The sequence below is a fragment of the Bartonella rochalimae ATCC BAA-1498 genome, from assembly GCF_000706645.1.
Classification (GTDB): domain Bacteria; phylum Pseudomonadota; class Alphaproteobacteria; order Rhizobiales; family Rhizobiaceae; genus Bartonella; species Bartonella rochalimae.
This window is the reverse complement of sequence record NZ_KL407337.1, coordinates 805,601-831,162: the sequence shown is the minus strand read 5'-3', so window position 1 is coordinate 831,162 and position 25,562 is coordinate 805,601. Positions and strand designations below refer to the sequence as shown.

At 35.7% G+C, this 25,562-nt stretch carries 16 protein-coding genes; 6 read left to right on the top strand and 10 right to left on the bottom strand.

Annotated elements, in window-relative coordinates:
* Nucleotides 1-184: 184 nt before the first annotated feature.
* The 5 genes from O99_RS03555 to gyrB all read right to left on the bottom strand — a co-directional run bounded on the left by O99_RS03555 (nt 185) and on the right by gyrB (nt 7,440).
* The gene (locus O99_RS03555; protein WP_035006378.1) at nt 185-907 is read right to left on the bottom strand and encodes a sulfate transporter family protein; all 723 of its coding nucleotides are present in this window, start codon (nt 905-907) and stop codon (nt 185-187) included.
* Nucleotides 908-1,035: 128 nt separating this feature from the next.
* Nucleotides 1,036-2,436 carry a bifunctional phosphopantothenoylcysteine decarboxylase/phosphopantothenate--cysteine ligase CoaBC gene (gene coaBC, locus O99_RS03550; RefSeq protein ID WP_035006377.1) on the bottom strand — a complete coding sequence of 467 codons (1,401 nt, stop codon included), beginning with the start codon at nt 2,434-2,436 and terminating at the stop codon, nt 1,036-1,038.
* A gap of 80 nt (nt 2,437-2,516) precedes the next feature.
* Complete coding sequence (gene ubiB / locus O99_RS03545; RefSeq protein ID WP_035006376.1) at nt 2,517-4,103, bottom strand: 2-polyprenylphenol 6-hydroxylase; 1,587 nt, start codon at nt 4,101-4,103, stop codon at nt 2,517-2,519.
* Nucleotides 4,104-4,106: 3 nt separating this feature from the next.
* Nucleotides 4,107-4,889: a bifunctional demethylmenaquinone methyltransferase/2-methoxy-6-polyprenyl-1,4-benzoquinol methylase UbiE gene (ubiE, locus tag O99_RS03540; RefSeq protein ID WP_035006375.1), complete on the bottom strand. Its 783-nt coding sequence runs from the start codon at nt 4,887-4,889 to the stop codon at nt 4,107-4,109.
* Between the two features lie 121 nt (nt 4,890-5,010).
* Nucleotides 5,011-7,440, bottom strand: a complete 2,430-nt coding sequence (gyrB, locus tag O99_RS03535; protein WP_035006374.1) for a DNA topoisomerase (ATP-hydrolyzing) subunit B — start codon at nt 7,438-7,440, stop codon at nt 5,011-5,013.
* Between the two features lie 692 nt (nt 7,441-8,132).
* Here gyrB and O99_RS03530 point away from each other — a divergent pair.
* Nucleotides 8,133-8,996: a transporter substrate-binding domain-containing protein gene (locus O99_RS03530; protein ID WP_035006373.1), complete on the top strand. Its 864-nt coding sequence runs from the start codon at nt 8,133-8,135 to the stop codon at nt 8,994-8,996.
* Nucleotides 8,997-9,007: 11 nt separating this feature from the next.
* On the opposite strand, the gene O99_RS03525 is transcribed toward O99_RS03530, so the two are convergent.
* Nucleotides 9,008-10,540 carry a YifB family Mg chelatase-like AAA ATPase gene (locus O99_RS03525; protein WP_035006372.1) on the bottom strand — a complete coding sequence of 511 codons (1,533 nt, stop codon included), beginning with the start codon at nt 10,538-10,540 and terminating at the stop codon, nt 9,008-9,010.
* 432 nt (nt 10,541-10,972) lie between these two features.
* Between O99_RS03525 and O99_RS03520 the strand changes: the two genes are divergently transcribed.
* On the top strand, nt 10,973-12,934 hold the full coding sequence (locus tag O99_RS03520) for an autotransporter assembly complex protein TamA (protein ID WP_035006748.1): 1,962 nt from the start codon (nt 10,973-10,975) through the stop codon (nt 12,932-12,934).
* Nucleotides 12,934-17,586 carry a translocation/assembly module TamB domain-containing protein gene (locus O99_RS03515; RefSeq protein ID WP_035006371.1) on the top strand — a complete coding sequence of 1,551 codons (4,653 nt, stop codon included), beginning with the start codon at nt 12,934-12,936 and terminating at the stop codon, nt 17,584-17,586. The genes O99_RS03520 and O99_RS03515 overlap by 1 nt, the downstream gene beginning before the upstream one ends.
* A 28-nt stretch (nt 17,587-17,614) precedes the next feature.
* Here the strand turns inward: O99_RS03515 and O99_RS03510 are convergent, their stop codons facing one another.
* Both O99_RS03510 and infC read right to left on the bottom strand, forming a co-directional pair.
* Nucleotides 17,615-19,381, bottom strand: coding sequence for an ABC transporter ATP-binding protein (locus tag O99_RS03510; protein ID WP_035006370.1), 1,767 nt, complete (start codon nt 19,379-19,381; stop codon nt 17,615-17,617).
* Between the two features lie 198 nt (nt 19,382-19,579).
* A complete protein-coding gene (infC, locus tag O99_RS03505) occupies nt 19,580-20,098 on the bottom strand; it encodes a translation initiation factor IF-3 (protein WP_035006369.1) in 519 nt (172 codons plus the stop codon).
* A 195-nt stretch (nt 20,099-20,293) separates the two neighbouring features.
* On the opposite strand from infC, the gene O99_RS03500 reads away from it, so the two are divergent.
* From O99_RS03500 to dapE, 3 genes are all read left to right on the top strand, one after another.
* On the top strand, nt 20,294-21,073 hold the full coding sequence (locus O99_RS03500; RefSeq protein WP_035006368.1) for an alpha/beta hydrolase: 780 nt from the start codon (nt 20,294-20,296) through the stop codon (nt 21,071-21,073).
* 34 nt (nt 21,074-21,107) lie between these two features.
* Nucleotides 21,108-21,839, top strand: a complete 732-nt coding sequence (locus tag O99_RS03495; RefSeq protein ID WP_035006367.1) for a M48 family metallopeptidase — start codon at nt 21,108-21,110, stop codon at nt 21,837-21,839.
* Nucleotides 21,840-22,041: 202 nt separating this feature from the next.
* Nucleotides 22,042-23,208 carry a succinyl-diaminopimelate desuccinylase gene (dapE, locus tag O99_RS03490; RefSeq protein WP_035006366.1) on the top strand — a complete coding sequence of 389 codons (1,167 nt, stop codon included), beginning with the start codon at nt 22,042-22,044 and terminating at the stop codon, nt 23,206-23,208.
* 50 nt (nt 23,209-23,258) lie between these two features.
* Here dapE and hemW read toward each other — a convergent pair whose 3' ends face one another.
* On the bottom strand, nt 23,259-24,458 hold the full coding sequence (gene hemW / locus O99_RS03485) for a radical SAM family heme chaperone HemW (protein WP_035006364.1): 1,200 nt from the start codon (nt 24,456-24,458) through the stop codon (nt 23,259-23,261).
* A complete protein-coding gene (gene rdgB, locus O99_RS03480; protein ID WP_035006363.1) occupies nt 24,455-25,102 on the bottom strand; it encodes an RdgB/HAM1 family non-canonical purine NTP pyrophosphatase in 648 nt (215 codons plus the stop codon). Before rdgB ends, hemW begins: the two co-directional genes overlap by 4 nt.
* Nucleotides 25,103-25,562 lie beyond the last annotated feature (460 nt).

Sequence of the window (25,562 nt, the reverse complement as noted above, 5' to 3'; positions counted from 1 at the left end):
TATTATAAGGAATTTTTGAGAAAATATAATAGGTCAATCTTTTATTCTGAAATTTATTATTTCAATAATTTTAAGATGGCATATTCTAAATTTAAGCCTATTTTTTCTCAGCTTATAAAATTGTTTGAAGTCGTGTTGGTTTTATAAAAATATATTTCTTTTCCTTATTTTAATGAATCAAGTGTTATTGTTTCAGTGTAATGGATGTAGATTTTTGGCGTGAAAGCATTTTGTGTAAATGTGTCATAAAGGCAGCTGCAAAAAGCGGCGTGACCAAATTAAGGATAGGAATAGAAACAAAAAACGCTATCAATAAACCTGCACAAAAAACAGTGGTATGATGAGTCCGTAAAAAAGCATGAGCTTCTTGTTTAGATCGAAAACGATAAGCAGCAAAGGCGAAATATTGACGGCCAAAAAGATAGCCATTAATTATATAAAAGGCAAGTAAATTAATATTCGGTATAAAAAACAAGAAAAAAGCAATTACATTTCCGAAAAGACTTAAGATAATAAATTTCAAAGCAAAAATAACAGAATATCCAAATGACATAGCTTGTCCAGTAGGCTCATTTGGATAATCTTCTTTTTCAATAATTTCAGCAGCGTTATCAATAAAAAAACTGCCAATCATTGCTGTGATTGGAGCAATAAAAAAGGCGATTAATAAAGACAAACCAAGATTAAAAATAATCAGTATGCTTAACTCTATCCATTCTGCCCAATTGGTTAATCTAGGAACAAAATGAGCAATCCAAAGCCAAAAGTAGGACATAAAAAACTGACGTGTACATGACCATATAATAACAAAGACGATAAAAGTAAGTCCTAACACTTTCCATATCATTGAGCGATATTTCTGACTAAAAAGGCGTTGTAGAGCGTAATAAGCAGCAGTAAAAATCATGAGCAATAAGTGAGAAATGAAGAATAAAAAACGAGAGATAGAATAAAGAGTATTTTATATTATAATATTTATCGTGTAAATTATATTTTTAGGATTAATTGTTTTCATTGAGAATAGGATTCTATTCGTTATTCATGAGTGGTAGCAAGAGAAGAAAAAAATGATACAATAATATTTACCAATTTTTCAGCTACTTTTTGTTTACTCATACGTGGCCAATGTTCGATATTGTTTTTGCTTACGAAAAAAATTTCATTTGTATCAGAACCCATGACGTTTTTACCATCTGCGTTAAAAGAAACATTATTAGCAAGAATGAAGTCTGCTCCTTTTTGAATACATTTTTTTTGTGCATTAGCAATGATATTGCACGTTTCAGCAGCAAAGCCAATCACAAGTGGAGGACGATTTGGAGCATGACCGATTGTAGCTAAAATGTCAGGATTTTCAACCATGTGCAAAGAAAATGGTGTTTGATTGGATTCCTTTTTTATTTTCTGCAAAGATTGTGTTTGACTGCGCCAATCACAAACAGCAGCAACAAAAATAGCACCATCAGCGGGGAGTGATTCTTGTACGGCTTGTAACATTTGGCAAGCTGTTTTCACATGAATAGTTTTTACTCCTCCTGGATCCATAAGATCAACAGGACCACAAATAAGTGTCACAGTTGCACCTAAGTTAGCTAAGGCTATTGCAATGGCATGTCCTTGTTTACCTGATGAGCTATTAGCTAGATAACGCACTGGGTCAATTGGTTCATGAGTAGGTCCAGAAGTTACAATAAAGTGACGACCACAAAGTGATTTTTTTTGTGCACCCAAAAGTGCTTCTGTTGAAGCTACAATGGTTAGAGGCTCACTCATACGTCCACAACCTCTTTCGTTTTGTTCAGCCATTTCGCCTACTTCTGGTCCTACCATGTGGACTCCATCTGCACACAATTTTGCAATGTTACGAATAGTCGCTGGGTGTGTCCACATAGCTGGATTCATTGCAGGAGCAATTAAAAGTGGACAATGTGCTGCTAAGATGGCGCAATTAGCTAAATCATCCGCTATTCCAGTGGCTATTTTTGCAATACGATTTGCAGTGGCTGGAGCTACAATAATTAAATCAGCCTGACGCGCTAATCGGATATGAGCAACATCTTGTTCTTCTTCACGTGAAAATAAATCGTTATATACATGACCACCATTGAGAACTTCAGCAGCTAGAGAGGTAATAAATTTTTGAGCTGCTTTTGTCATAATAATGTTTAAATGGGCTCCACGTTCTCGCAAACGGCGAATTAAATCAAGTGCTTTATAGGCTGCAATACTGCCACCAATAATAAGAAGAATTGATTTTGATTTTAATGATTGTTGTTCAACAGTGCTTACTTTTTGTTGTGATATAATGGATGTTTTTGCGAGATTATTTAATATGTGAAGAGTTTCTTCTTCTATAGAAATACCATTTTGCGCAGCGCGTACACGCAGAAATTCTTGAATCTCAAGTGATACATTTCGAAGGGTAATATTCGCCATAATATATCTCCGAAATATTAAAATGATAGAAATAGTTTCATTAATTGTGTCTCCTTTAATATTTTAATATATTGCGTAAGTTAGAAAGAAGGAAAAAGAAAAAAAGTTATAAAAAGCAAACAAAAAGCAATAATGAATAAGCTATAGCGACCATAACGGTTATTGCGGCTTTGTTCAAAAGCAAGTTGTTTAAGCGTAGCAGGAGAAAGATAAAGTCCTGTCTTTGTCATTTTACTTAACCCTTCTTCTATCTGTTGGAAATTTTGTATCAATTGTGGAGTTTGACGTACAAGTGAAAGCAATGCTTGTGTTCCTTCACTCATATCTTTTACAAGTCCGATCGGTCCTAAGTTTTTGCTAATCCATTCTTTGACAATTGGTTCAGAGGCTTTCCACATGTTAAAATCTTGATCTAATGAGCGTGCTACTCCTTCAACAACCACCATGGTTTTTTGCAGTAATAAGAGTTCAGGCCGCGTTTTCATATCAAATAGTTCAGTAACTTCAAATAAGAGTGTAAGCAATTTGGCCATAGAAATACTTTGTGCGGATTGTCCATGAATAGGTTCACCAATAGCTCGGTTGGCTTGAGCAAAACTCTCAATATTATGATGTGATGGGACATAACCTGCTTCAAAATGAGCGTATGCTACACGATGATAATCGCGAGTAATAAAACCGTAAAGAATTTCAGCAAGAAAATGCTTTTCTTTTTTTCCAAGCCGTCCTGTGATTCCTAAATCAACCGCAACAATACATCCTTGTGGATCAACAAATAAATTACCAGGATGCATATCAGCATGAAAAAAGCCATCACGTAAAGTATGACGGAGAAAAGATTGAATGAGTGTAATGGCTAAAGCTTTTAAATCAAAACCAGCTTTTTTAAGTTCTGGAATATCAGACATTTTTATGCCATCAATCCATTCCATTGTTAAAACATTCCGCCCCGTTCGTTCCCAATCAATTTTGGGTACCCGAAAACCTGCATCATGTTGAGTATTTTCAGCCATTTCTGATATAGCAGCTGCTTCTAAGCGCAAATCCATTTCAATTTGCGTTGTTTGTGCCAAAGTATCAACAACACGAACGGGACGTAAACGTCGAGAGGCAGGTATATAACGTTCTTGTAAATGGGCAATGAGATAAAAACCTTTAAGGTCTTTTGCAAAACGATTTCTAATATTAGGACGGATAACTTTAACGGCGCATTTTTTTTTGTTGCCTGTTTTATCATAGTATTCAGCTGGGTGAACTTGGGCAATAGAAGCTGCTGCAATAGGCGGGTGAAAATCTGTGAATAAATCATTAATAGATTGGCCGAGAGAGTTTTCAATTTGAATAATTGCATCGGCACAAGGAAAAGTTTGAACACGATCTTGGAGTTGAGCTAAGTCTGCTGCAATATCGCGCCCAACAATATCTGGCCGAGTAGCAAGAAATTGACCAAGTTTGACGTAAGATGGGCCGAGTTTATTGATAGCATGTGATATATTTTCAGATCGATGTTTTTTTTTCGTTTTACGTCGTGCTAATACGCTCGCTATACGGTGATATACTGCTGGAAATCCTTGAAGGCCATCACAAGGGAGAGCGCTAATAACACCTTCTCGCGTAAAAACAAATAATGCACGTAAAAGTTGAAAATAGGTAGAAATTTGTACCATTTTTTAAATTTTCCAACCTGAATATAATGTTGCAATAGCACCTGTAAGAGTGCGATATGATACCGAGGAAAAGCCTGCACTTTTGATGATATGGGCAAAGTCATTTTGTTTAGGAAATTTACGAATCGATTCAATCAAATAATGATATGCATCATGATCACCTGCAATGAATTGACCTAGTTTGGGAATAGCATGGAAAGACCAAAGGTCATAAATTTTATCAAGTAGAGGCATTTCAACATTTGAAAATTCTAAGCACAAAAAACGTCCACCTGGTTTTAAAACACGAAAAGCTTCTTTAAGAGCTTTATCAATATGTGGTACATTACGAATTCCAAAGGCAATAGTATAAGCATCAAAACTTTGATCTTCAAAAGGCAAAAGTTCTGCATTGGCTTCAATAAAGTCAATAAGAGAGGCAAGATTATTTTTTTGTGCACGTTTTTTACCAACGTTTAGCATTGAGTCATTAATATCAAGGACTGTAACATGAGCTTTTTTGCGTGAGGCGTTGAGAATACGAAAAGCAATGTCGCCAGTACCACCGGCTACATCAAGAGCTTTCCAGTTAGAAATAGCAGGGGGAGATAGCCACGCCACTATAGAATTTTTCCATATACGATGAAGTCCAAGAGATAAGATATCATTCATTTTGTCGTAGTTTTCAGCAACAGAATGAAATACATTATCAACCATAGATTGTTTTTGCATTTCATCAACTTTTTTGAAACCAAAAAAATGTTCCATACCTCCTTCAATTCCTACGCGTTCTGTTTCCGCCGCCATAATACATGACCTTTCTTATTTTTCTTTTATCGTAAACGACATGTGAAAAAAATGCTCAAATACGAAAAAACAACGGATAAAATCATAATGTTTATATACAGCTTAAGATAAAAAAGCGCTTTTAGATATCCAGATTAGCAACACTTAAGGCATTATCTTGAATAAAAGATCGCCGTGGTTCAACTTCATCACCCATTAAGCGAGAAAAGAGTGAGTCTGCATCCGTTGCGTCATTAATTTTAACCTGTAAAAGAGTACGTGCGTCAGGATTAAGGGTTGTTTCCCACAATTGGTCGGCGTTCATTTCTCCAAGACCTTTATAACGCTGTAAAGTCAAACCTTTTTTGCCATTTTTAAAAATACTTTCTAATAAACTAATAGGTCCAAAGATACGCTCTGATTTATCCTTGCGATGCAAGAGAGGAGGGGGACTATAGACTTCTATGAGATTTTGAGCAATACGATCAATTTGGCGCGCATCCGCTGAATTTATAAGCCCTGCATCAAGTGTAATAACTTCTTTAACGCCACGCAAAATACGCTCAAAATACAACCCTCCTTCTGGTGCACAGATACCCGTCCAACCGCGTTCCATATCATCAGCAATTAAATCCAATCGATTTGCCACATTGTCTGCTGTTTGTTGAGCTTTTTCTGGTGTTGTAAAAGCTTTAGAGCCAAAAATACCAGCAATTGCGGCTTGCTCAACGATATTACGATCATAGCGTGTGTGAAGACCATTGAGAAGTTGGCGTAACATACGGGCATCTTCAGCAAGCTTACGCAAATCAGCACCGGCAAGAACCTCACCTGTTGCAAGTTCTAATGTCGTTTCTTCCAATCCCGCATCAATTAAAAATTCTTCGAATGCTGCTTCATTTTTTATATATTGAAAAGATTTACCACGGGATACTTTATAAAGAGGTGGTTGAGCAATATACAGATGTCCACGTTCAATCAATTCAGGCATTTGTCTAAAAAAGAAGGTGAGAAGTAGGGTGCGGATATGTGCTCCGTCAACGTCCGCATCTGTCATAATAATAATTTTATGATAACGTACCTTATCTGGCGAAAATTCGTCTTTCCCGATGGAGGTACCAAGAGCAGTGATGAGTGTTCCGATCATTTCAGATGAAAGCATTCGGTCAAAGCGTGCTCGTTCGACGTTAAGAATTTTACCACGCAAGGGCAAAATTGCTTGATTTTGACGTGAACGTCCACTTTTAGCGGATCCACCAGCTGAATCTCCCTCGACAATAAAGATTTCTGATTTTGTAGGATCACGTTCCTGACAATCAGCAAGTTTTCCTGGTAAAGAAGTGATATCAAGGGCTCCTTTACGTCGTGTGAGTTCCCGTGCTTTACGAGCTGCTTCACGGGCAGCTGCAGCTTCTACTACTTTACTGATAAGGATTTTTGCTTCATTAGGGTGTTCTTCTAGCCATGATGAAAGACCTTCATTGACCAAATTTTCAACAATAGGACGCACCTCTGAAGAAACCAATTTATCTTTTGTTTGAGAGGAAAATTTTGGGTCAGGCACTTTGACAGAAAGAATAGCTGTTAAGCCTTCACGACAATCATCACCAGTTAAATTAACTTTTTCTTTTTTGGCAATCCCTGAGGATTCTGCATAACCATTAATTTGACGTGTTAAAGCGCTACGAAAACCTGCTAAATGAGTTCCGCCATCTCGTTGCGGAATATTATTAGTAAAACACAATACTTTTTCATGGTAGGAATCATTCCACCATAAAGCAACATCTACGCTCATGCCATCTTTTTGGTTTGTGATATAAATAGGATTATCAATGAGAGCTTTTTTTGATTGATCGATATGTTTGACAAATTCAATTAATCCACCTTCATAATGCAATTCTACTGATTGAACATCAGCATGACGTTGATCTGTAAGGATGATGTGTATACCCGAATTTAAAAAAGCTAATTCTCGTAGACGACGCTCTAAAGTTTCGAAATCAAATTCAACCATCGTAAAGGTTTCAGAACTTGGTAAAAAAGTTATTTCTGTTCCGCTTTCTGAATCACAATCATCAACAATTTTTAATGGGGAATCAGCGACTCCATGTGTAAACGACATTTCATGAATTTTTCCATTACGCTTAATACGTAACCGTAGCCAAACAGAAAGTGCATTAACAACAGAAACTCCAACACCATGCAATCCTCCGGAAACTTTGTAAGAATTTTGATCAAATTTTCCACCAGCATGGAGTTGTGTCATGATAACTTCAGCGGCCGAAATACCCTCGGTTGGATGAATATCTGTTGGAATTCCACGTCCATTATCACGAACAGAGCAGGATCCATCAGCATGAAGTGTGACATTTACAAGAGTAGCGTAACCAGCTAAAGCTTCATCAATAGCGTTATCTACAACTTCATAAACCATATGGTGCAGACCTGAACCATCATCGGTATCACCAATATACATGCCAGGACGTTTGCGCACAGCATCAAGACCTTTAAGGACTTTAATGGAAGATGCACCATAGTCACCACACGCTGGCGAAGTTGTTTCATCACTCATAGGTCAATCCATTTCTGTATTTAATTTCAATATTTCGTCATTTTTTTGTGGGCTTAATGTTTTAGCCCGTTATTTATAGAATAACAACATTAGATGTTTACCGTATATCAGATCTATATTCAACATGTGTCCTGTCTAGAATAGATATAGAGGTTTTTCATATTCAAATGATGATGTTTTGTCGATACGTGTTGCACGATTATTCCTTTATAATAAAAGGATGATAAAGAGGTTCCTATTTTAAAAATGAAGGATGATTTTGGTTATATTTTATAGCTTTAAAATAAGATTTATGTTCCTTGGAAGGAAAGTTATTGCTTCATTGTTTTGAATTGATTGTGTCTAGAATAGTATTTACAAAATTAAGATATCATTCTTGCATATCTGCAGAATAGAAGAAAGTCACAATCATTACAAGGAAAACAGGAATAAAGCCAATATTCCTATAGAAATTTATTCTAAACTAAGAAAATTATTGTTTTTTATATTTTTATCTACAAAAGCACACCATAAAATCCATATTATAGATCTAAAAATATATAGAAACTCTTAAATTTTTTAACAATTGTGAGGAATATTAAAGACTTTAACCTATTTAAAATATCAACTCTTTTTAGTTGAGCTTTTAACACTGTGACAAAGAAAAAAGAGTAGTTTAGCTATAAATAATTTATTGGGGGGAGATTTTAAAAATGAATATATTCATCAATATATTAAATTCTTTTATTGGAATTTTATTTATAGCGTCGGTCCTTTTTTTTTCATCTTTTGTAAAGGTTGGGATGGGAGGCAGGCTTCCTTCTTTTTTTAATGCGCACGAACATTTGATACAGCCTGATATAGCGAATATAAAGCGTTTACGTTTTGTTACAACGTTTGATTTTCCTCCTTTTAACTTTCTTGATAAAACAGGTCATCTTGCAGGCTATAATGCTGATTTATTACGTGCCATTTGCGTAAAACTAACACTTGAAAAATTATGTGAAGTAGAAGTTGTGCCTCGGGAAGAATTGGTAAATCATCTCAATAGCGATGAAGCAGAAGCAATGATTGCTGGTTTAGAAGAAACAACGGAAATGCATCAATATCTTGCTTTTACCGGAACTTATTTGCGTTTTCCTGCGCGTTTTGTATCGGATAAATCTTTGAATCTTAATGAACTGATAAGCAATAAACTTGAGTATTTAAAGAGTGGATTTTTAATTAATAGTGCATATGAAAAACTGTTTCATAGTTATTTTCCTCAAGCTGAATGGCATGGGTTTGATAATAGAAAAATGCTCTATAAAGCATTACAGGATCATGAAATTGATCTTATTTTTGATGACGGATTGGCTTTGTCCTTATGGGTAAATGATCCGCAATCAATGGATTGTTGTCATTTTGTTGGAGGAGCTTATATAGCTCCACAATTTTTAGGAGCAGGAATGCGAATCGCTGTTGCAAAAAAGAATGCACATTTAGTTGATATTCTAAATTATGCTCTAAAATCTTTAGAGCGTGATGGTAAGCTGACAGAGCTTTATTTACGTTATTTTCCAATTAGTTTTTATTAATTTAAAACTCATTAAGTGATAGTTACAAGTCTTTCGTTGTTTAACCGATAGGAAATAGCTTCTGCAAGGTGATGGCGTGCAAGATGCTGTGCTTGATCAAGATCAGCAATAGTGCGTGCGACTTTGAGAATACGATGATAAGCACGTGCGGAAAGGTGCATCTTTTCGCTAACATCACGGAGTAATGTAGCGGCATTTTGATCGGGAATAGCAATTTGTTCAATGATTTTTGCAGGACAGTCGCTATTGGTTCGGATGTGGGGAAGATCCAGTGCTGCAAAACGCTTAGCTTGAATAGAACGCGCTTGTGCAACGCGTTTTGCGACATTAGAGCTTTTTTCTGACTGTTTTTGTTGCATGAGATCCATTGCTGTTAAAGCAGGGACTTCGATACGTAAATCAATGCGATCAAGTAAAGGACCAGAAATACGGGATTGATAATCAATTTGGCACCGTATACCTTTGGAACAAACATGACCTTTTTCACCAGCCATACCGCATCGACAGGGGTTCATTGCAGCGATGAGTTGAATACGAGCGGGATAGCTTATATGGTGATTTGCACGGGCAATAATGCATTCTCCGCTCTCTAAAGGTTGACGAAGAGAATCAAGAACTTGAGGAGAAAATTCAGGAAATTCATCTAGAAATAAAACACCATTATGAGCAAGCGATACTTCTCCTGGCCGCCCTTTGAGGCCACCACCAATCATTGCAGCCATAGAGGCAGAATGATGTGGAGAACGAAAGGGACAATGGTGTGATATAGTATTATGTGTTGTTTCTCCTGTAATAGAAGAAATAAGAGCAACATCTAAAAGCTCGCGGCTATCAAGAGGTGGTAAAATAGAAGGTAAGCATTGGGCTAGCATAGATTTTCCTGCACCAGGAGGACCCACAAATAGAAGATTATGTCGTCCTGCTGCACAAACTTCTAATGCTCGTTTTGCAGATTGTTGTCCTTTAATCTCACAGAGATCTGGTAATTCGGTTGATGTGGTATATTGACGTGGTTGTGGTCTTTTTTGAATTTGTGTTCCTTTAAAATGGTTGATTATCATAAGAAGATTTTCAGGGGCAAGAATATCCATTTCTGCGTTTGCCCATGCTGCTTCTGGGCCGCATTTGTGAGGGCAAATTAATCCTTTATCAAGCGATAATGCTGTCATTGCAGTTGGTAAAACACCATTAACAGAGTTAATAGATCCATCAAGTGATAATTCACCTAAAATGATATATTTTTGAGCTATATCGGAAGGAAGAAGATTCATAGCGAGCATTAAGCCTAAGGCAATGGGAAGGTCATAATGTGAACCTTCTTTGGGCAAATCAGCTGGTGCAAGATTAACGGTAACTCGTTTGTTTGGCATAGAAAGCCCGCAGGCATGAAGAGCTGCTTGTATTCGTTCACGACTTTCTGCGACTGCTTTATCGGCTAATCCAACAATAGCCATTCCTATTTTGCCGGAGGAAATCATAACCTGTACATCAACAGGAATTGCTTCTAGACCACGAAAAGCAACCGTTGTAACATGTGCGACCATTATTTATTTCCCCCCTTCTTTTATTTGAAAGACACAATCATATCTATGTATAAAAATCAAGAAGTGCCTCTACACGCTTTTTGATGAAGATATATATTCAGGATTTGAGAGCACTGTGATGGAGGGGCATTCGTATAAATTTAACTATAATAATATATGCCTCAATAAAGTATTTAAAAGAGATTAAATGAATGTGTTAAAAACATAAAAATATAATATTTTAGTTTTGTCTCACAGTTCTTCACAATCTGTGAATATGGAAAAAAACGGAAAAGAAATATGAAATCGCATATTTAAAAAAAAATGTATGATTTAATGTAATTAAAGAGGGTGAAGAACTTAATAATAGAAAACAATGTTTATCGTTCTTTAGTTGATTTTATTTATAAGAAAAAAACATCAAAATATTTATTAAGAGTATCTGATTTGGGAATGTGTCCGACAAGAATTTCTTTGAAATCAATAACCGCATACAGCGTAGTGATAGCCTTATGCCTAATTTTTGTTTTTACACGGTCAGTTTTCGCATTTGAGCTCTTTGGTTTTCATTTATTTGGAAAAAAAACCTCAGCTTCTTTTCCATCTGGAGTAAATAGTACAGAAAAATCTTATACCGTCGAAGTGGTTGCTCCACCAGGGGCCCCACAAGAAGGGATTAAAATAGCTAAAGCTGCATCTTCTCTTGTTTCTGATCAAGGTAAAACAGTAGCAAATTCATCTGGTTTGTTAGCTAAAGCCCGTTCAAATTATCGGACAATACTTGCAGCCCTTTATGCTGATGGCCGTTATGGTGGTATCATCAGTATTAAAATTAATGGTTTGGAGGTTTCTGATTTAAGCCCTTTGTCTCAGTTACCAACTCATTCGAATATTATCATTACAATTGATGCTGGACCACAATATGTTTTTAATGTTGCGAATTTCAATAAAGCTTTTTTTCTTGAAAGGTATAAAACAGGTGAAATTCTTTCAGTGGAAAATTTAGGTTATAAAGTTGGTGCTGTTGCAAAATCTGAGACTATTCTTAAAGCAGAACGGTGGTTAATAGAAAGATGGCGTCAACAAGGTTATGCTAAAGCCAATATTGTGAATCGTGATGTTGTTGCTGATCATGCAGCACGCTTTATTGACGCGCAGATTACAGTTAATCCTGGGAAAAAGGCTTATTACGGCTCTTTAAATGTGCGTAATGTGAGCCAAAAACCACGTATAGATTCAGCTTATATTGCATGGATGACGGGATTAAAACCAAATCAACAATATAATCCTGATGCGTTGATTAAGGCAAATAAACGGCTTGCACGACTTGACGTTTTTCGTGCAGTGATTGTGCGTGAGGCTGAAACAATTAGCTCTGATGGTCATTTACCACTTACACTTGTTTTAGAAGAACGTAAGCCACGACGTTTTGGTATTGGTGGTAGCTATTCAACATTAGATGGCGTAGGACTTGAAGCTTATTGGATGCACAATAACATTTTTGGCCATGCAGAGCACCTTAAAATTGAAACTAAAATAAGCGATATCGGTAGTAGAAAAGAAGAGTCTTATCATCCGAAAAATTTTAATTATCTTTTGGGAGCGACATTTATTAAGCCTGGCATCATTACTCCTGATACTGATTTTGCAGCAGAACTGAAAGGAGAACAAGATGTTTTAGATAATTATACTACAAAAGCTTTCAAAGGACAGTTGGGGATTAGGCATATTTTTAATGATCAGTTATCAGGGCGAGTTGCTGTAGCTACTTTTAATGGTTATTCTCGTGATGATTATTTTGGAAGCCGTCATTTCACCACAATTGGATTATTGAGTGGTTTGATTTATGATGGTCGTAATAATCCAGTTAATGCGGCAAAGGGTTTGTATGGTGAAGCAGTTCTTGAACCGCTTTATGAAATGCGTTTTGATAATTTTGTGACAAAAATGACAATAGAAGGTCGGTCTTATTGGGCGTTTGATGTAAAAGAGCATTTTATTTTTTCAACACGCGTAAAGCTTGGTACAATTATTGGAGGTAATATAGCTGAATTGCCTTCAGATACACTTTTTTTTGCTGGTGGCGGTGGATCTGTTAGAGGATATGCTTATCGTAATATTGGTATCAAAACAAAAAATGATACTATTATTGGTGGGCGTTCTCTTATTGAAGGATCAGCTGAATTACGCCTTTCCTTTAGTAATAAAATAGGATTTGTGAGTTTTATTGATGGCGGCTTTGTAGGGGAAAAAACGCATTTTAATTTTTCACAACAAATGAAATGGGGCGCGGGCATTGGAGGCCGTTATATGACTAGTTTTGGCCCTTTTCGGTTTGATGTAGCTTTTCCTTTTAAGCGAGAGAAAAGTGATCCTCGTGTTGGTTTTTATGTCGGTATAGGACAAGCATTCTAATGAAAAAAATGTGGTATTTGAGGTTTTTTTTATTTGGATTTTCTCTTTTGATGATGCTCTCTTTTGTCTTTGTTCAAAGAGGAAATTCATTCGCCGGAGAGGAAATAGAAAATGATCGTTCATGGCTTGTTTCTTTTATTGAACGTAAACTTTCCACACCTAATCGACAAATTCGTTTGCATAATGTCCAGGGGGCATTATCTTCACAGGCGTCTATTGATACAATTACTATAAGTGATAACAAAGGTATTTGGCTTAAAATTAACAATGCTAAGATCGATTGGAATCGTTTAGCTTTACTGCGAGGACATGTTAAAATTAATCAGCTTTCAGCAGAAAAAATTATATTTTTACGTAAACCACAAAATTCCTCCTCAATTTCCTTTTTTGAAGCTGATCAGTTTTCCATACCTAAATTGTCTATGGCAATTTTTGTGAATACATTGATGGTTGAGTATCTGACCTTTGAAAAAGACATTTTTGGCTTTGTTTCTGATGTATCATTAAAAGGGCATTTAACCTTAAGTAATGATGAGCTGGATACTAATATAGAATTTCAACGTTTAGATGAATTAGGTTATTTTTCTATCTTAACAAAAATATCCAAAAACGATCGTACAGCTAAAATTGATATTATTGCTGATGAACCACAAAATGGTATTATAGCTAATATTCTTGAGCTTGAAAAGCGTCCTGCATTAAACCTCTCCATTAAAGGTAATGGAACTTTTGATGATTTGGTTATTATGCTTAATTTAAAAGCTAATCAGCAACCTATTTTGGAGGGAAATTTTACTCTCGTAGAGGCTGCAGAAGGTCATAGTCTCATAACAAATTTAGATGGAACAATTGGTCGTTTAATGCCTGTTCAATCTCAATATCGTAGTTTCTTTGAATCTAATTTTGCTTTAAAAGCAAAAGTAACGATGACAAACGAAGGTGCAATGCATCTTAATCATATGACTCTTCAAGGCGATACAATTGATGTTGTAGCTAATGCTGAAATAGCGAATGATGGATTTTTACGACGTCTTTTTGTTGATGGCAAAATAGCTTTTGATAAAGAAAAAGCATCAACTCGTTTACCACGGCTAAAGACACAAACACACATAGATAATCTTGCTTTAACAGTTGATTATGGCCGTAAAGGACAACAAACTTGGAAAGGGCGGCTTGCTGTACATCATTTGAGCAATGACAATATTCATATTCGTGATGCTGTTTTTGATATGGGGGGTGTGAGTGAAAATCTTGATAATTTAGTTTCTCGTCATGTAGGTATTCAGATTAATGGTATGCTTCAGGGAATTACAAGGATTAAGGATGGTTTTGCAGAAGATTTAAATCAACCAGTTTATATACATCTTGATACGGATATTCTTTCTGGAAAACCAATGTCAATCCATGATTTTAGTGTTAAAGCTCAGGATTTTTCTATTTGGTTAAAAGGACAAATGGATCGTTTTATTTTTAAAGGAGATCTTGGTGTAAAAGCACAAACATTAGCACCTTTGGGTTTGTTGAATGGACAGTCATTTTCTGGTGGTGCGGATATTAAAGCAAAAGGAAATTTTAATTTAATTAAAGGGACTTTTGATCTTAAATTTTTAGGCACAACTGACAATGCTAAAATAGGAAGGGCAGCAGTTGATCATTTATTAAAGGGAGAACTTTTTCTTTCAGGTGATATTGCGCGGAATAGAATAGGTTTAATCGTTAATGATTTCCATTTAAAAAATCAGTTTGCCAATCTAAAAGCTGATGGCTATTTTGGCAGAGAAAGCGCTGAAATGGATTTTTCTGCTCAAATATCTAATCTTTCTCTGTTAGATCCAAGAATGGATGGATCTGCTACAATTAAAGGCGCTGCTAGAGGACATAATAGTCTTATAACAATCAGTACAAAGGCTCAAATTGTTGAAGCCTTTTTGGTTGGTAAAAAACTTCAAAATACAATATTCAATATGAATGTGCTTATGGATAATACATCACCAGTTTCCTCCTATTTAACGGGTTTTATAGAAGGAGAAGGGACTTTTTCTGAGAAACCATTACAGCTATCTGCTGTTTTTAACAATACCGATCATATCTGGAAGCTTCAGGGTATCAATATTAAAGGAGGTAATGCACGTATAACCGGTGATATTACTCAAACTTTTGAACGTTTTTTGAAAGGAAATTTGCATATTGATGCGGACGATATTTCAACTCTTTCTGCATTATTTTTGCAAAAAGGAAGTGGGAAGGTAAAGGGCGACTTTATTTTTGATGAAAGAAATAACCAACAGATAGCAAATTTAAAAGCTAATGTTAATAATTTTATACTTGCAAAAAATGAAATAAAAAAATTGGCTATACAAGCTGATATATTCAACCCTTTTGGCGCGATACAATTTAAAGGTTCTGTTAATGCAGAACATATTCGGACACCCTTTATGATGGTCAATCATTTGAATGCTCAAGCTTTGAATAACGATGGACAAACTGTTTTTAATGTTCAAGCAGTGCTACATAATGATACAGATGCAAAGCTTTCTGGACGCGTTATAACAGAGGGATTATTTGAAGATGTGAAACAAAAAGTGGAGCTTGAAACTATAGATGTGAAACAAGTTGGTCTGCATGCAGCATTACTTAAACCAGTGATCATCCTCTTTGATAAAAATGGAATAACGATGAATAAGTTAGGAATTTCTGTCAATGAAGGTGAAATCGTGCTTTCAGGCAATATTCAAGATACTCTTAATTTGCATCTTAAAATGAGTGCTGTGCCTGCTACATTAGCGAATCTTTGGAAGTCAGATCTTGATGCTGCCGGGACTTTAACAGGAGATATTATGGTCCATGGAAGTTTTACAAAGCCTGAGATAATCTATGATGTAAGGGGCCAAGAGTTAATGATTGCTCCTTTGCAAGAAAAGAAAATAAAGCCTTTTACTTTTTCTGCTAAGGGTAAAGCAGTCAACCAAGCTCTTCTTTTATCTGCTGAGCTAAGCGGAGATGGATTGCAGGTGCAAGCACAAGGAAAAGTCCCTCTAGATAAGAGCAATTTTGATTTACATGTTAGTCTAAAAAATTTTCCTGCACATTTGGTCAATGGTTTTATCAAGGGAGAGCCTTTTGGGGGAGAAGTGGTTGGTAAGGTTGATGTTGGCGGAGATTGGAAGAGTTTGTCTGCCCATTTTGACCTCACTAGTCAAAATTTGACAGTCATGACTCATAAAGGACCAGAGTCGATGAATATGAATATCCTTGGTTTTTATAAAAAATCAATATTTCATATTGAGCATATGGTAGCATCGGGCGCCAAGGATTTGGATCTTTCTGTTAATGGACAAATTTCTTTGAATAATTCAAAAGTTGAATTGCATGTTAGAGGCATGATGCCTCTTAGTTTTATGAATCAATTTGTAGCTGAGCGTGGTGCGCATGTAGCGGGAATAGTAAAAATAGAGAGCACTATCAGTGGTGCATTGCCTCAGCCACAATTAAAAGGACATTTTTCTGTATCTAATGGTCACTTTTTAGATACACAAACAAATTTAGAATTGGATAATATAAGGTTTGAAGGCAAACTAAATGGCGATCATGTGATTTTAGAGAATGCTTATGCTTCTTCTTATGGAGGGTCTCTTTCTGCTTCAGGTCGCATTTCTAATGATTTGCAGACTGATCTAGTGATTCATCTCGATCATGCCCATTATAATGACGGGTCTATGATTTTTGCGACATTAACAGGCGAAATGACAGTAACTGGTTATTTTTTGCGTGATCTTGTTGTTGGTGGTGATGTCACAATTGAAAAAGCAGAGCTTCTTATTCCTGATAATTTTAAAAATGCAGCATTTTTAAATCTTAAACATAAGAACTTAATCGCACCGATTCAAAAAACACTTGAACGAGCTAATGTTAAAACTTATGGTCATAATCAAGATGTTTCTGAAGAGTCTTCTTCTGTTATCCGGTTAGATATAAAAATTAATGCACACAACAAATTTTTTGTGCGTGGTCGAGGGGTTGATGCTGAATTAGGAGGAAGCATTAATTTAAAAGGCCCTTTGCAGGGTATGCGTCCAGTTGGTGAATTACAAATGATTCGCGGAAGGTTTGATATTCTTTCACAACGTCTCAATTTCGATAAAGGACAGATAAGCTTTAACGGTAATCTTAATCCTACTGTTTATTTTATTACCAACAATAATAATGGTGATATTCGTGTTAATGTAATAGTAAAAGGAACAATTGATAATCTTGATATTCAGTTTTCTTCACAACCTGTTTTACCACAGGATGAGGTATTGGCGCGTTTGATTTTCAATCGCTCTCTTAACGAATTATCGCCATTTCAAATTGTTCAGCTTACAGCAGCAGCTGCTGAGCTTGCTGGTGCTTCTAACACATCTTTATTGAATACTTTACGATCCCATATTGGTCTCGATGATCTTGATGTTGTTGTTGATAAAAAAGGCAACACAGGTTTACGTGTTGGACGCTATATACATTCTAATATTTACTTGGGTTTTGAGGCGGGATCGAATGGAACAACGAAAGGAACAATTAATTTGGATATTTCACGTCATCTTAAAGCTAAAGGGGCTATAGGAAGTGAAGAAAATACGAGTTTTGGTTTGTTCTATGAAAAAGATTATTAACTTAAAAATTAGTGATAAAATCTATTATTTAAAGGTTCTGTTCTTCAAATTGGATATGGTGAAGTTTTTTATAAACACCTTCTTTTTTTGCTAGTAACTCTTGTTGGGTTCCTTGTTCAATAAGACGCCCATTTTGGATCACAATAATTTTATGAGCACGGGCAATCGTTGAAAGACGATGAGCAATAACAATAGTGGTACGTCCTTGTGTAAGGTGATCAAGAGCTTCATTGATTTGTGCTTCAGTGTGTGAATCTAACGCACTTGTTGCTTCATCAAGAAGCAAGATTTCACTGTCATGAAGCATGGCACGGGCAATGGCGATACGTTGTTTTTGTCCACCTGACAGATTATTGCCATTATCCCCAACTAGGGTGTCATAACCGTTAGGTAAATCCATAATAAAGTCATGAGCATTGGCTGCTTTTGCTGCTTTAATAATATCGTTATCACTTGCTCCTTCTTTTCCAAGTCCGATATTATATTTAACGCTTCCTTGGAATAGAAAAGTATCTTGTCCTACATAGGCCATAAGATTTCTAAGGGAACGAAATGTGATGTAGCGAATATCTTGATCATTGATCAATATACGTCCTTGAGTAGGATCATAAAGGCGCATAAGAAGGCTAATAAAAGTCGATTTTCCTGAACCGGATGGTCCTACTAATGCTGTCATTTTACCTGCTTCAATTTCTAGATTAATGTCGTTTAACACCATCTGATCATCAGTATAAGCAAAAGAAACATGTTCAAAACGTATTGAATTTTGTTTTTTATTAAGATCCTTAGCTTCTTTATGCTCCATAACTGTGAGAGGATGATCGAGTATTTCAAACATTGTACGGATACTAACCAGACCAGATTCAATTTTAACACGTACATTTGCTAATCTTTTGGCTGGTTCATAGGCTAAAAGTAAAGCAACAATAAAGGACATTAATTCACCTTGAACGCCTGTCCGTTGACTTGCAAGGTAGCCGGAAAAGCAGATAACACCTGCAATCGCAATGCCAGCAAGTGTTTCCATAATTGGATTTGTAGCAGCTTCAAGCATTGCGATACTATTTGCTTGTTGTTCAACATCATAAATGGCTTTATTCATGCGTTTTTGCATCAATTTTTCGAGTGAAAAAGCTTTTATTACATGAATACCAATCGTTGTTTCTTGTACGATTTTTATAATTTCTCCAAGTGAAAGAAGCTCTTTTTCCATAAGAGTGCGAACATGTTTTAAGGCTATTCGAATTCCTAAAAATGCTAATGGACCCACTATTAAGGTAATGGCAATTAATGTAAAATTTTGAATAAGCATAACAAACAAAAGGCCAATAACAGAAAGTAAATCACGCACAAATGTTGTGATAATAATATCAATAATATTGCGTGCTGCTGTTGCACTGTGGGTTACGCGGACAAGAAGATCCGATGAAGTATTATTGTGATAAAAAGAGACACCTTGTTTTATGAGGCGTGTATAAATTTTACGTTGTTGTTCAGCAACAATACTATTGCCTGCTTTGCTTAAAAAATAAGTTTGAGTAAAAATTGCGATCCCCTTAAGAATGAAAATAAAAGCAATAATACTGGAAATAAAAACAATCATATTAAAATTTTGTCCATCAATAATATGATTGACAACATCGCGCATAATCCATGCACTGATGACAGTGGTAAAGGAAATAATGATCATTGAAACAATGGCGACACTATACCAGCACACATGTTTATGAAAATTTTCTTTTAAAAGCCGAATGATGAGATGTTTATCAGAAGAGGATATTTGTGTTTTGGCCATGCAGCATTTCTATCATTTTTTTATGCAAGATCAAATCATCCTTTATAGGATGAGTTGGAGAGCTTCTGATAAATAATCTTTTGTCTACAGAAATCATTAATTTCTTATTAAAAAGTATAATACAATATCTCAGCAACATAAAAAATTGCATTTACACACTTTAAATAAGCTTTATAGGATCGAAATTGTTATTAAAAATTATTTAGGCGCTATTACCATCATAATTTGACGACCTTCAAACTTTGGTTCAGATTCGATTTTGGCAATTTCGCTTGTATTTTCTTTAACCCGCTGAAGAAGTTTTATCCCAAGATCTTGGTGCGCCATTTCGCGACCACGAAAACGCAAAGTAATTTTCACTTTGTCTCCATTATCAATAAAACGACGGATTGCTTTTAATTTGACCTCATAATCATGAATATCGACATTAGGTCTCATTTTAATTTCTTTAATTTCGATAATTTTTTGCTTTTTACGCGTTTCTGCAGCCTTTTTTTGATTTTGATATTTTAGTTTACCTAAATCAATAATTTTACAGACAGGTGGCTCTGCATTTGGCACAATCTCAACTAAATCAAGCCCCGCCTCTGCTGCCATAGAGAGTGCTTCTTGTGTTGTAACAATCCCTTGATGTTGTCCTTCATCATTAATTAATTGGACACGAGGCACGCGAATATCATGATTTGAACGCAACCCATCTTTTGGGGTAGGGGTTATTTTAAATGGTCGACGAATGGTCTATGCTCCTTAATATCAATTAATTCTTAAACATGACAGTATACAATATATAGAGAGAAAAACAATAAAAATTCGTGCTTTTTTCATTATCATTGTAAGGATTATTTGTTATATTATTTTAAAATACAGTGATTTTCTTTTGTAAAAAGAAAACTTTTTGGAGAAAGGATAATAATGGATCAAAATATTCCTTGTCAATTTTTTTCATTTGAAAATACGATTCTTGCTGTGCGTCATCACAAAGGCAAGCGCTCTCCTGGTTTGATTTGGTTGCCTGGTTACCGATCTAATATGTTAGGGAGTAAGGCGACGGTAGTTGATAGTTTTGCTAAAAAAAATGATTTTTCTTGTTTACGTTTTGATTATTCTGGTCATGGAGAGTCGGAAGGAGATTTTTTTCAAGGAACGATTTCGCAATGGGTTAAAGAGAGTTTAGCTATTATTGAAGCTTATTGTGAAAGTCCACAAATTTTGATTGGGTCTTCTATGGGAGGATGGATTGCTATAAGGCTTGCTATGATACTTGCGCAAAAAAACAAAGCGCCTGTTGGGATGATCTTAATTGCACCTGCTCCTGATTTTACACAGACTTTGGTGGAACCTTCTTTAAGCGCAGAAGAATGGAAAATGCTTGAGGAAAAAGGTTATTGTGAGCGACCTTTGGCCGATGGTTTTGAACCATTACTTTTTACAAAGGCATTCATTGAAGATGGGCGAAACAACAGTATTATGAAAGAATGCATAGATGTTGGGTGTCCAATTCATATTCTGCAGGGGATGGAAGATGTTAAGATACCTTATCAACATACGTTAACTTTACTTGATTATTTGCCTTTGCATGATGTAGCATTAACACTTGTGCGTGATGCGGATCACCAATTTTCACGTCCCCAAGATTTGAAGTGTCTTGAAAAGGTGTTGGTATCTTTGATTGATCGAATCAATGCTGAATAAAGGTTATGTTCATTGATTATAAGAGACATGATATATGGCTATGTATGAACAAGACTTTATTCTCTCTAATCGTCGTATACCTTTGTGGGTAAAAGAACGCAAGAATGCACGTCGCTTTACCTTGCGTGTTGATATAGCCAGGCAAGGAATTTATTTGACCACTCCGCTTGCAGTAGAGCGAAGAATGATTGAATGGTTTATTGAAAGTCATCGATCTTGGATTGAAAAACGTTTTGCTCATCATGGAGGAATGATCAATGAAAGCTTTCATCTCAAAGAAGGTTCACGAATTCCTATATTGGGGGTTTTACATATTATATTGCGTAAAGAGGAACGTGGAGTAGCTGAAATTATTACAGGGAATGCTGAACAAGAATCACAAATCGTTATTTATAGTCGATTAGAGCATCTTCCAAGACACGTTGCTGATGTTTTGAAGAAACAGGCTAAAATTATTATAGCACCGTTAGTGGTTCATTATGCACGCAAGGTAGGGCGCAAGGTTAAATCAATTAGTTATAAGGACACTAGAAGTCGTTGGGGATCATGTTCAACAGATGGTCGTCTTTCTTTTTCATGGCGTCTTATTATGGCGCCAAAAGAAGTTGTTGAGTATGTTGTTGCCCATGAAGTAGCTCACCTTGTTGAGATGAATCATGGAAAACGATTTTGGTCTCTTTGTGAAAAACTTTGTCCTGAAAGGAAAACCTATCAAGCTTGGTTAAAGAAAAATGGCCATACACTTCAAGGGATTAATTTTCACTAATGTAAAAATGCGCTTCTTTATCTATATTTATCTATATTTGTATTGTTTTTGTCTACTGGATAGTGTTCTGTTATATATTCTGAACTATAGGGGGATGAAATAACGGAGTTTTATTTTTATAGATTCAAGGTTTTCACTTTATCTTTTGTATAATTAAGTTTAGTTTTTTTAAAATTGTTCTTTTTAGATTGGAATAGCTTTTATGCTTGTTCTTACAGATCCTGTTCAGATTTTACAGACACTTATTCGTTGCCCTTCTGTTACACCGCATGAAGCGGGTGCTTTATCGACTTTGGAGCACTTTTTGAGAAAAATGGGGTTTTGTGTTGAGCGTCCTATTTTTGTTGATAAAAATGCAGAAGATGTTGAAAATCTTTATGCAAAGATAGGAAGTGAAGGTCCACATCTTATGTTTGCTGGCCATAGTGATGTAGTACCACCCGGTGAATTAGAAAACTGGACTTATCCTCCTTTTGAGGGAGTAATAAGCCAGGGAAAATTATATGGGCGAGGTGCTGTTGATATGAAGGGTGGGATTGCTTGTTTTATAGCGGCGATGGCTCGGTTTCTGAAGAAAAAAACACTCAAGGGAATGGTAAGTTTTTTAATAACCGGTGATGAAGAAGGTCCCGCGATAAACGGTACAGTCAAGCTTTTAGAATGGGCAGTACAAAAAGGTGAAAAATGGAATGCGGCTATTGTGGGTGAGCCAACAAGCGTCAATATTGTTGGTGATATGATCAAAATTGGACGGCGAGGATCGATTTCTGGTATTATTACGATTAAAGGTTGCCAAGGTCATGTTGCTTTTCCCGAGCGAGCAGCAAATCCATTGCCTTTAGCAAGTAAGCTTATTCAAGCGTTGACACAAACTGCTTTGGATCAAGGAACAAAGGATTTTCAAGCAAGTCATTTAGAATTGACAAGTATTGATACAGGAAATTTGTCTGTAAATATTATACCAGCACAAACAGTTATTCGCTTTAATATACGTTATAATGATCTTTGGACAAAAGAAACACTCGTTGCTGAAATTGAGAAGCGCCTTGCTTCTGTACACTCTGAAAATGATCAAGTACTATATTATCAGCTTGAATGGATATGTAGTTTAGGGGATGTTTTCTTGACCAAAAATGATAAATTAATTGGAATTTTGTCGAATGCTATTAAAAGTGTAACAGGAAATATTCCAGAGTGTTCGACTTCTGGTGGCACATCGGATGCGCGCTTTATTAAAGACTATTGTCCGGTTGTTGAATTTGGTTTGCCAGGGCAAACTATGCATATGGTCGATGAATGTGTGACTCTTGATGCTATAGAAAATCTAACTTCTATTTATGAACGTTTTATCACCGATTTTTTTGCGTAAATGGAGTGGTGATTATTTTAGTGACATGATAAGATGAGACTTTAAAGATTTTAATTTGCTAATTGACCAATAATATGATCAAGAAGAATGCGTCCGGTTGTTGTGGCTTTTAAATGTTGTTTGTCCGTTATTTCAATTAATCCTTGTTGTTGTAAACGGATCAGTTTTTTTCGCGATAAACTTTGGCAACTTAAAGTTTCATAGCGTGCTAGATCAAGTCCTTCTGAAAGACGCATACCCATGAGTAGCATTTCATTGGCTTGTTGTTCTTGAGACAAGTGTTCTGTGTCAATACAACCGTGACCTTTGGTTTCTACTAACTCAAGCCAATTTTCGGGATGTTTTTCGTTTATTGTGACATACCGGCTATGATTTTCAATTTTGGATGGAAATGTTTCTGAAAAAAAAGAGGAATTTTTTAGTGACTGCTTAATAAAACGTCCATGGGCACCTGGACCAAAACCTGCATATTCATGATAACGCCAATAAAGGAGATTATGGCACGATTCAGCACCAGGAATCGCATGATTTGATATTTCATAGGCTGGAAGACCATACATAGTGGTTATTTCTTGGGTAAGAGTATAAAGATTTGCTGCTTGCTCTGAGGCTGGTAGGATCAGTTTTCCTGCTGCATGAAGCTTTTTAAAGGTTGTTCCATCTTCTATGGTGAGTTGGTATAAAGAGAGATGGTCTGCGGCCAAATTAATGGCTTGCAAAAGTTCAGTTTCCCATTGTTTAAGTGTTTGTTTGGGGCGTGCGTAAATTAAGTCAAAAGATAAACGTGGGAAAATTTCACGTGCTAAATTAATAGCATGAAGAGCTTGCTTAACGTTATGGAGACGACCAAGTTGTTGTAATGCTTTATCATTGAGTGCTTGTACACCTAAAGATAAACGGTTAACACCTGCTAACTGATAACCACGGAAGCGATTTGCTTCTACACTAGAAGGATTAGCTTCAAGTGTGATTTCAGCTTTGTCATCGATTGTCCAGTTTTTTGCGACAGCTTGTAATAAACGATCAACAGTTTGAGGTGCCATAAGGGAAGGTGTTCCTCCTCCAATAAAAATGCTTGTAATGTGGCGAGGGCCTATTTCCTTAGCTTGTGTTGTTATTTCACGTTCAAAAGCGTTTGCAAAACGGGGTTGATCTACTCCATTTATACGGACATATGAATTAAAATCACAATAAGGACATTTGCTCGTACAAAATGGCCAATGAATGTAAATGCCAAAGGGTTTCGTCATGAGAGAACTAAAAGATTTTCCGCAAAGAGTTTAAAGGCCCGTGCGCGATGCGAAAGAGGAGTTTGACCATGAAGTTTCCAACTGTGTTTTTGTTCTGTTGACATTTCACCAAAGGTATTTTCGTATCCATCAGGTAAAAAAATAGGATCAAAGCCAAAACCTTTATTTCCTCGTGGTGGCCAAATGAATGTACCTTCAACACTACCGCGAAAATAATCCGCATGTCCATCGGGATATGCAAGGCAAATAACCGATATAAATCGACCTTTACGTTGATTTTTTTTCAGAGGGTCAACTTTTTGTAATTCATTTTCTACTTTTTGCATAGCCTTTACAAAATCACGTGTACCATCGGGTTGGAGAGCCCAATCAGCTGTATAAACACCGGGTGCACCATTTAAGGCGTCTATTTCCATGCCAGAATCATCAGATAAAGCAGGAAAATTTGTGGCTTTTGCGGCTGCAAAAGCTTTGATATAAGCATTTTCTTCGAATGTTGTTCCTGTTTCTTTTGGTTCGGGCAAGCCAAGTTCTTTTACCGATTGTGTTGTTATACCAAAAGGAGCAATCAATGTGGTAATTTCATGGAGTTTACCAGTGTTATGCGTAGCAATAATAAGTTTTTTGATTGTGATATTTCTCATGTGTATGTTTCCTGAAATAAGGCAATAATCTCGGTTTAACTCAGCGTTTATTTATAGAATAAAAATTGGTAACAGTGATTTTGACAATTCGCATACAACGAAACAATGCAACATCATTAAAATTTTTTAGTAGTTGCTTAAATTTTTTATATTAATGTATTGATTCATTAAATAATAAAATTGATATCAATTTTAATTTGTGAATTTTTATAGCATGGATTAATATTTTATATATCGTAAAGAATAAATTTCAAATGATTTTTAAAAATTTATTGCAGAGTACAATGAGCTGTATTTGTCATCAGTTCGATAATTATAAAAAGAATTATTTTTAGGTGATTATTCATATTTAATAATGGTATTATTGTAATAGATATTCGATATATTTTTTGCACTGTATTTAGATTATTTGACCATATCTTTGAAAAACTTATATAATCTTATATAATAAAGAAGGATT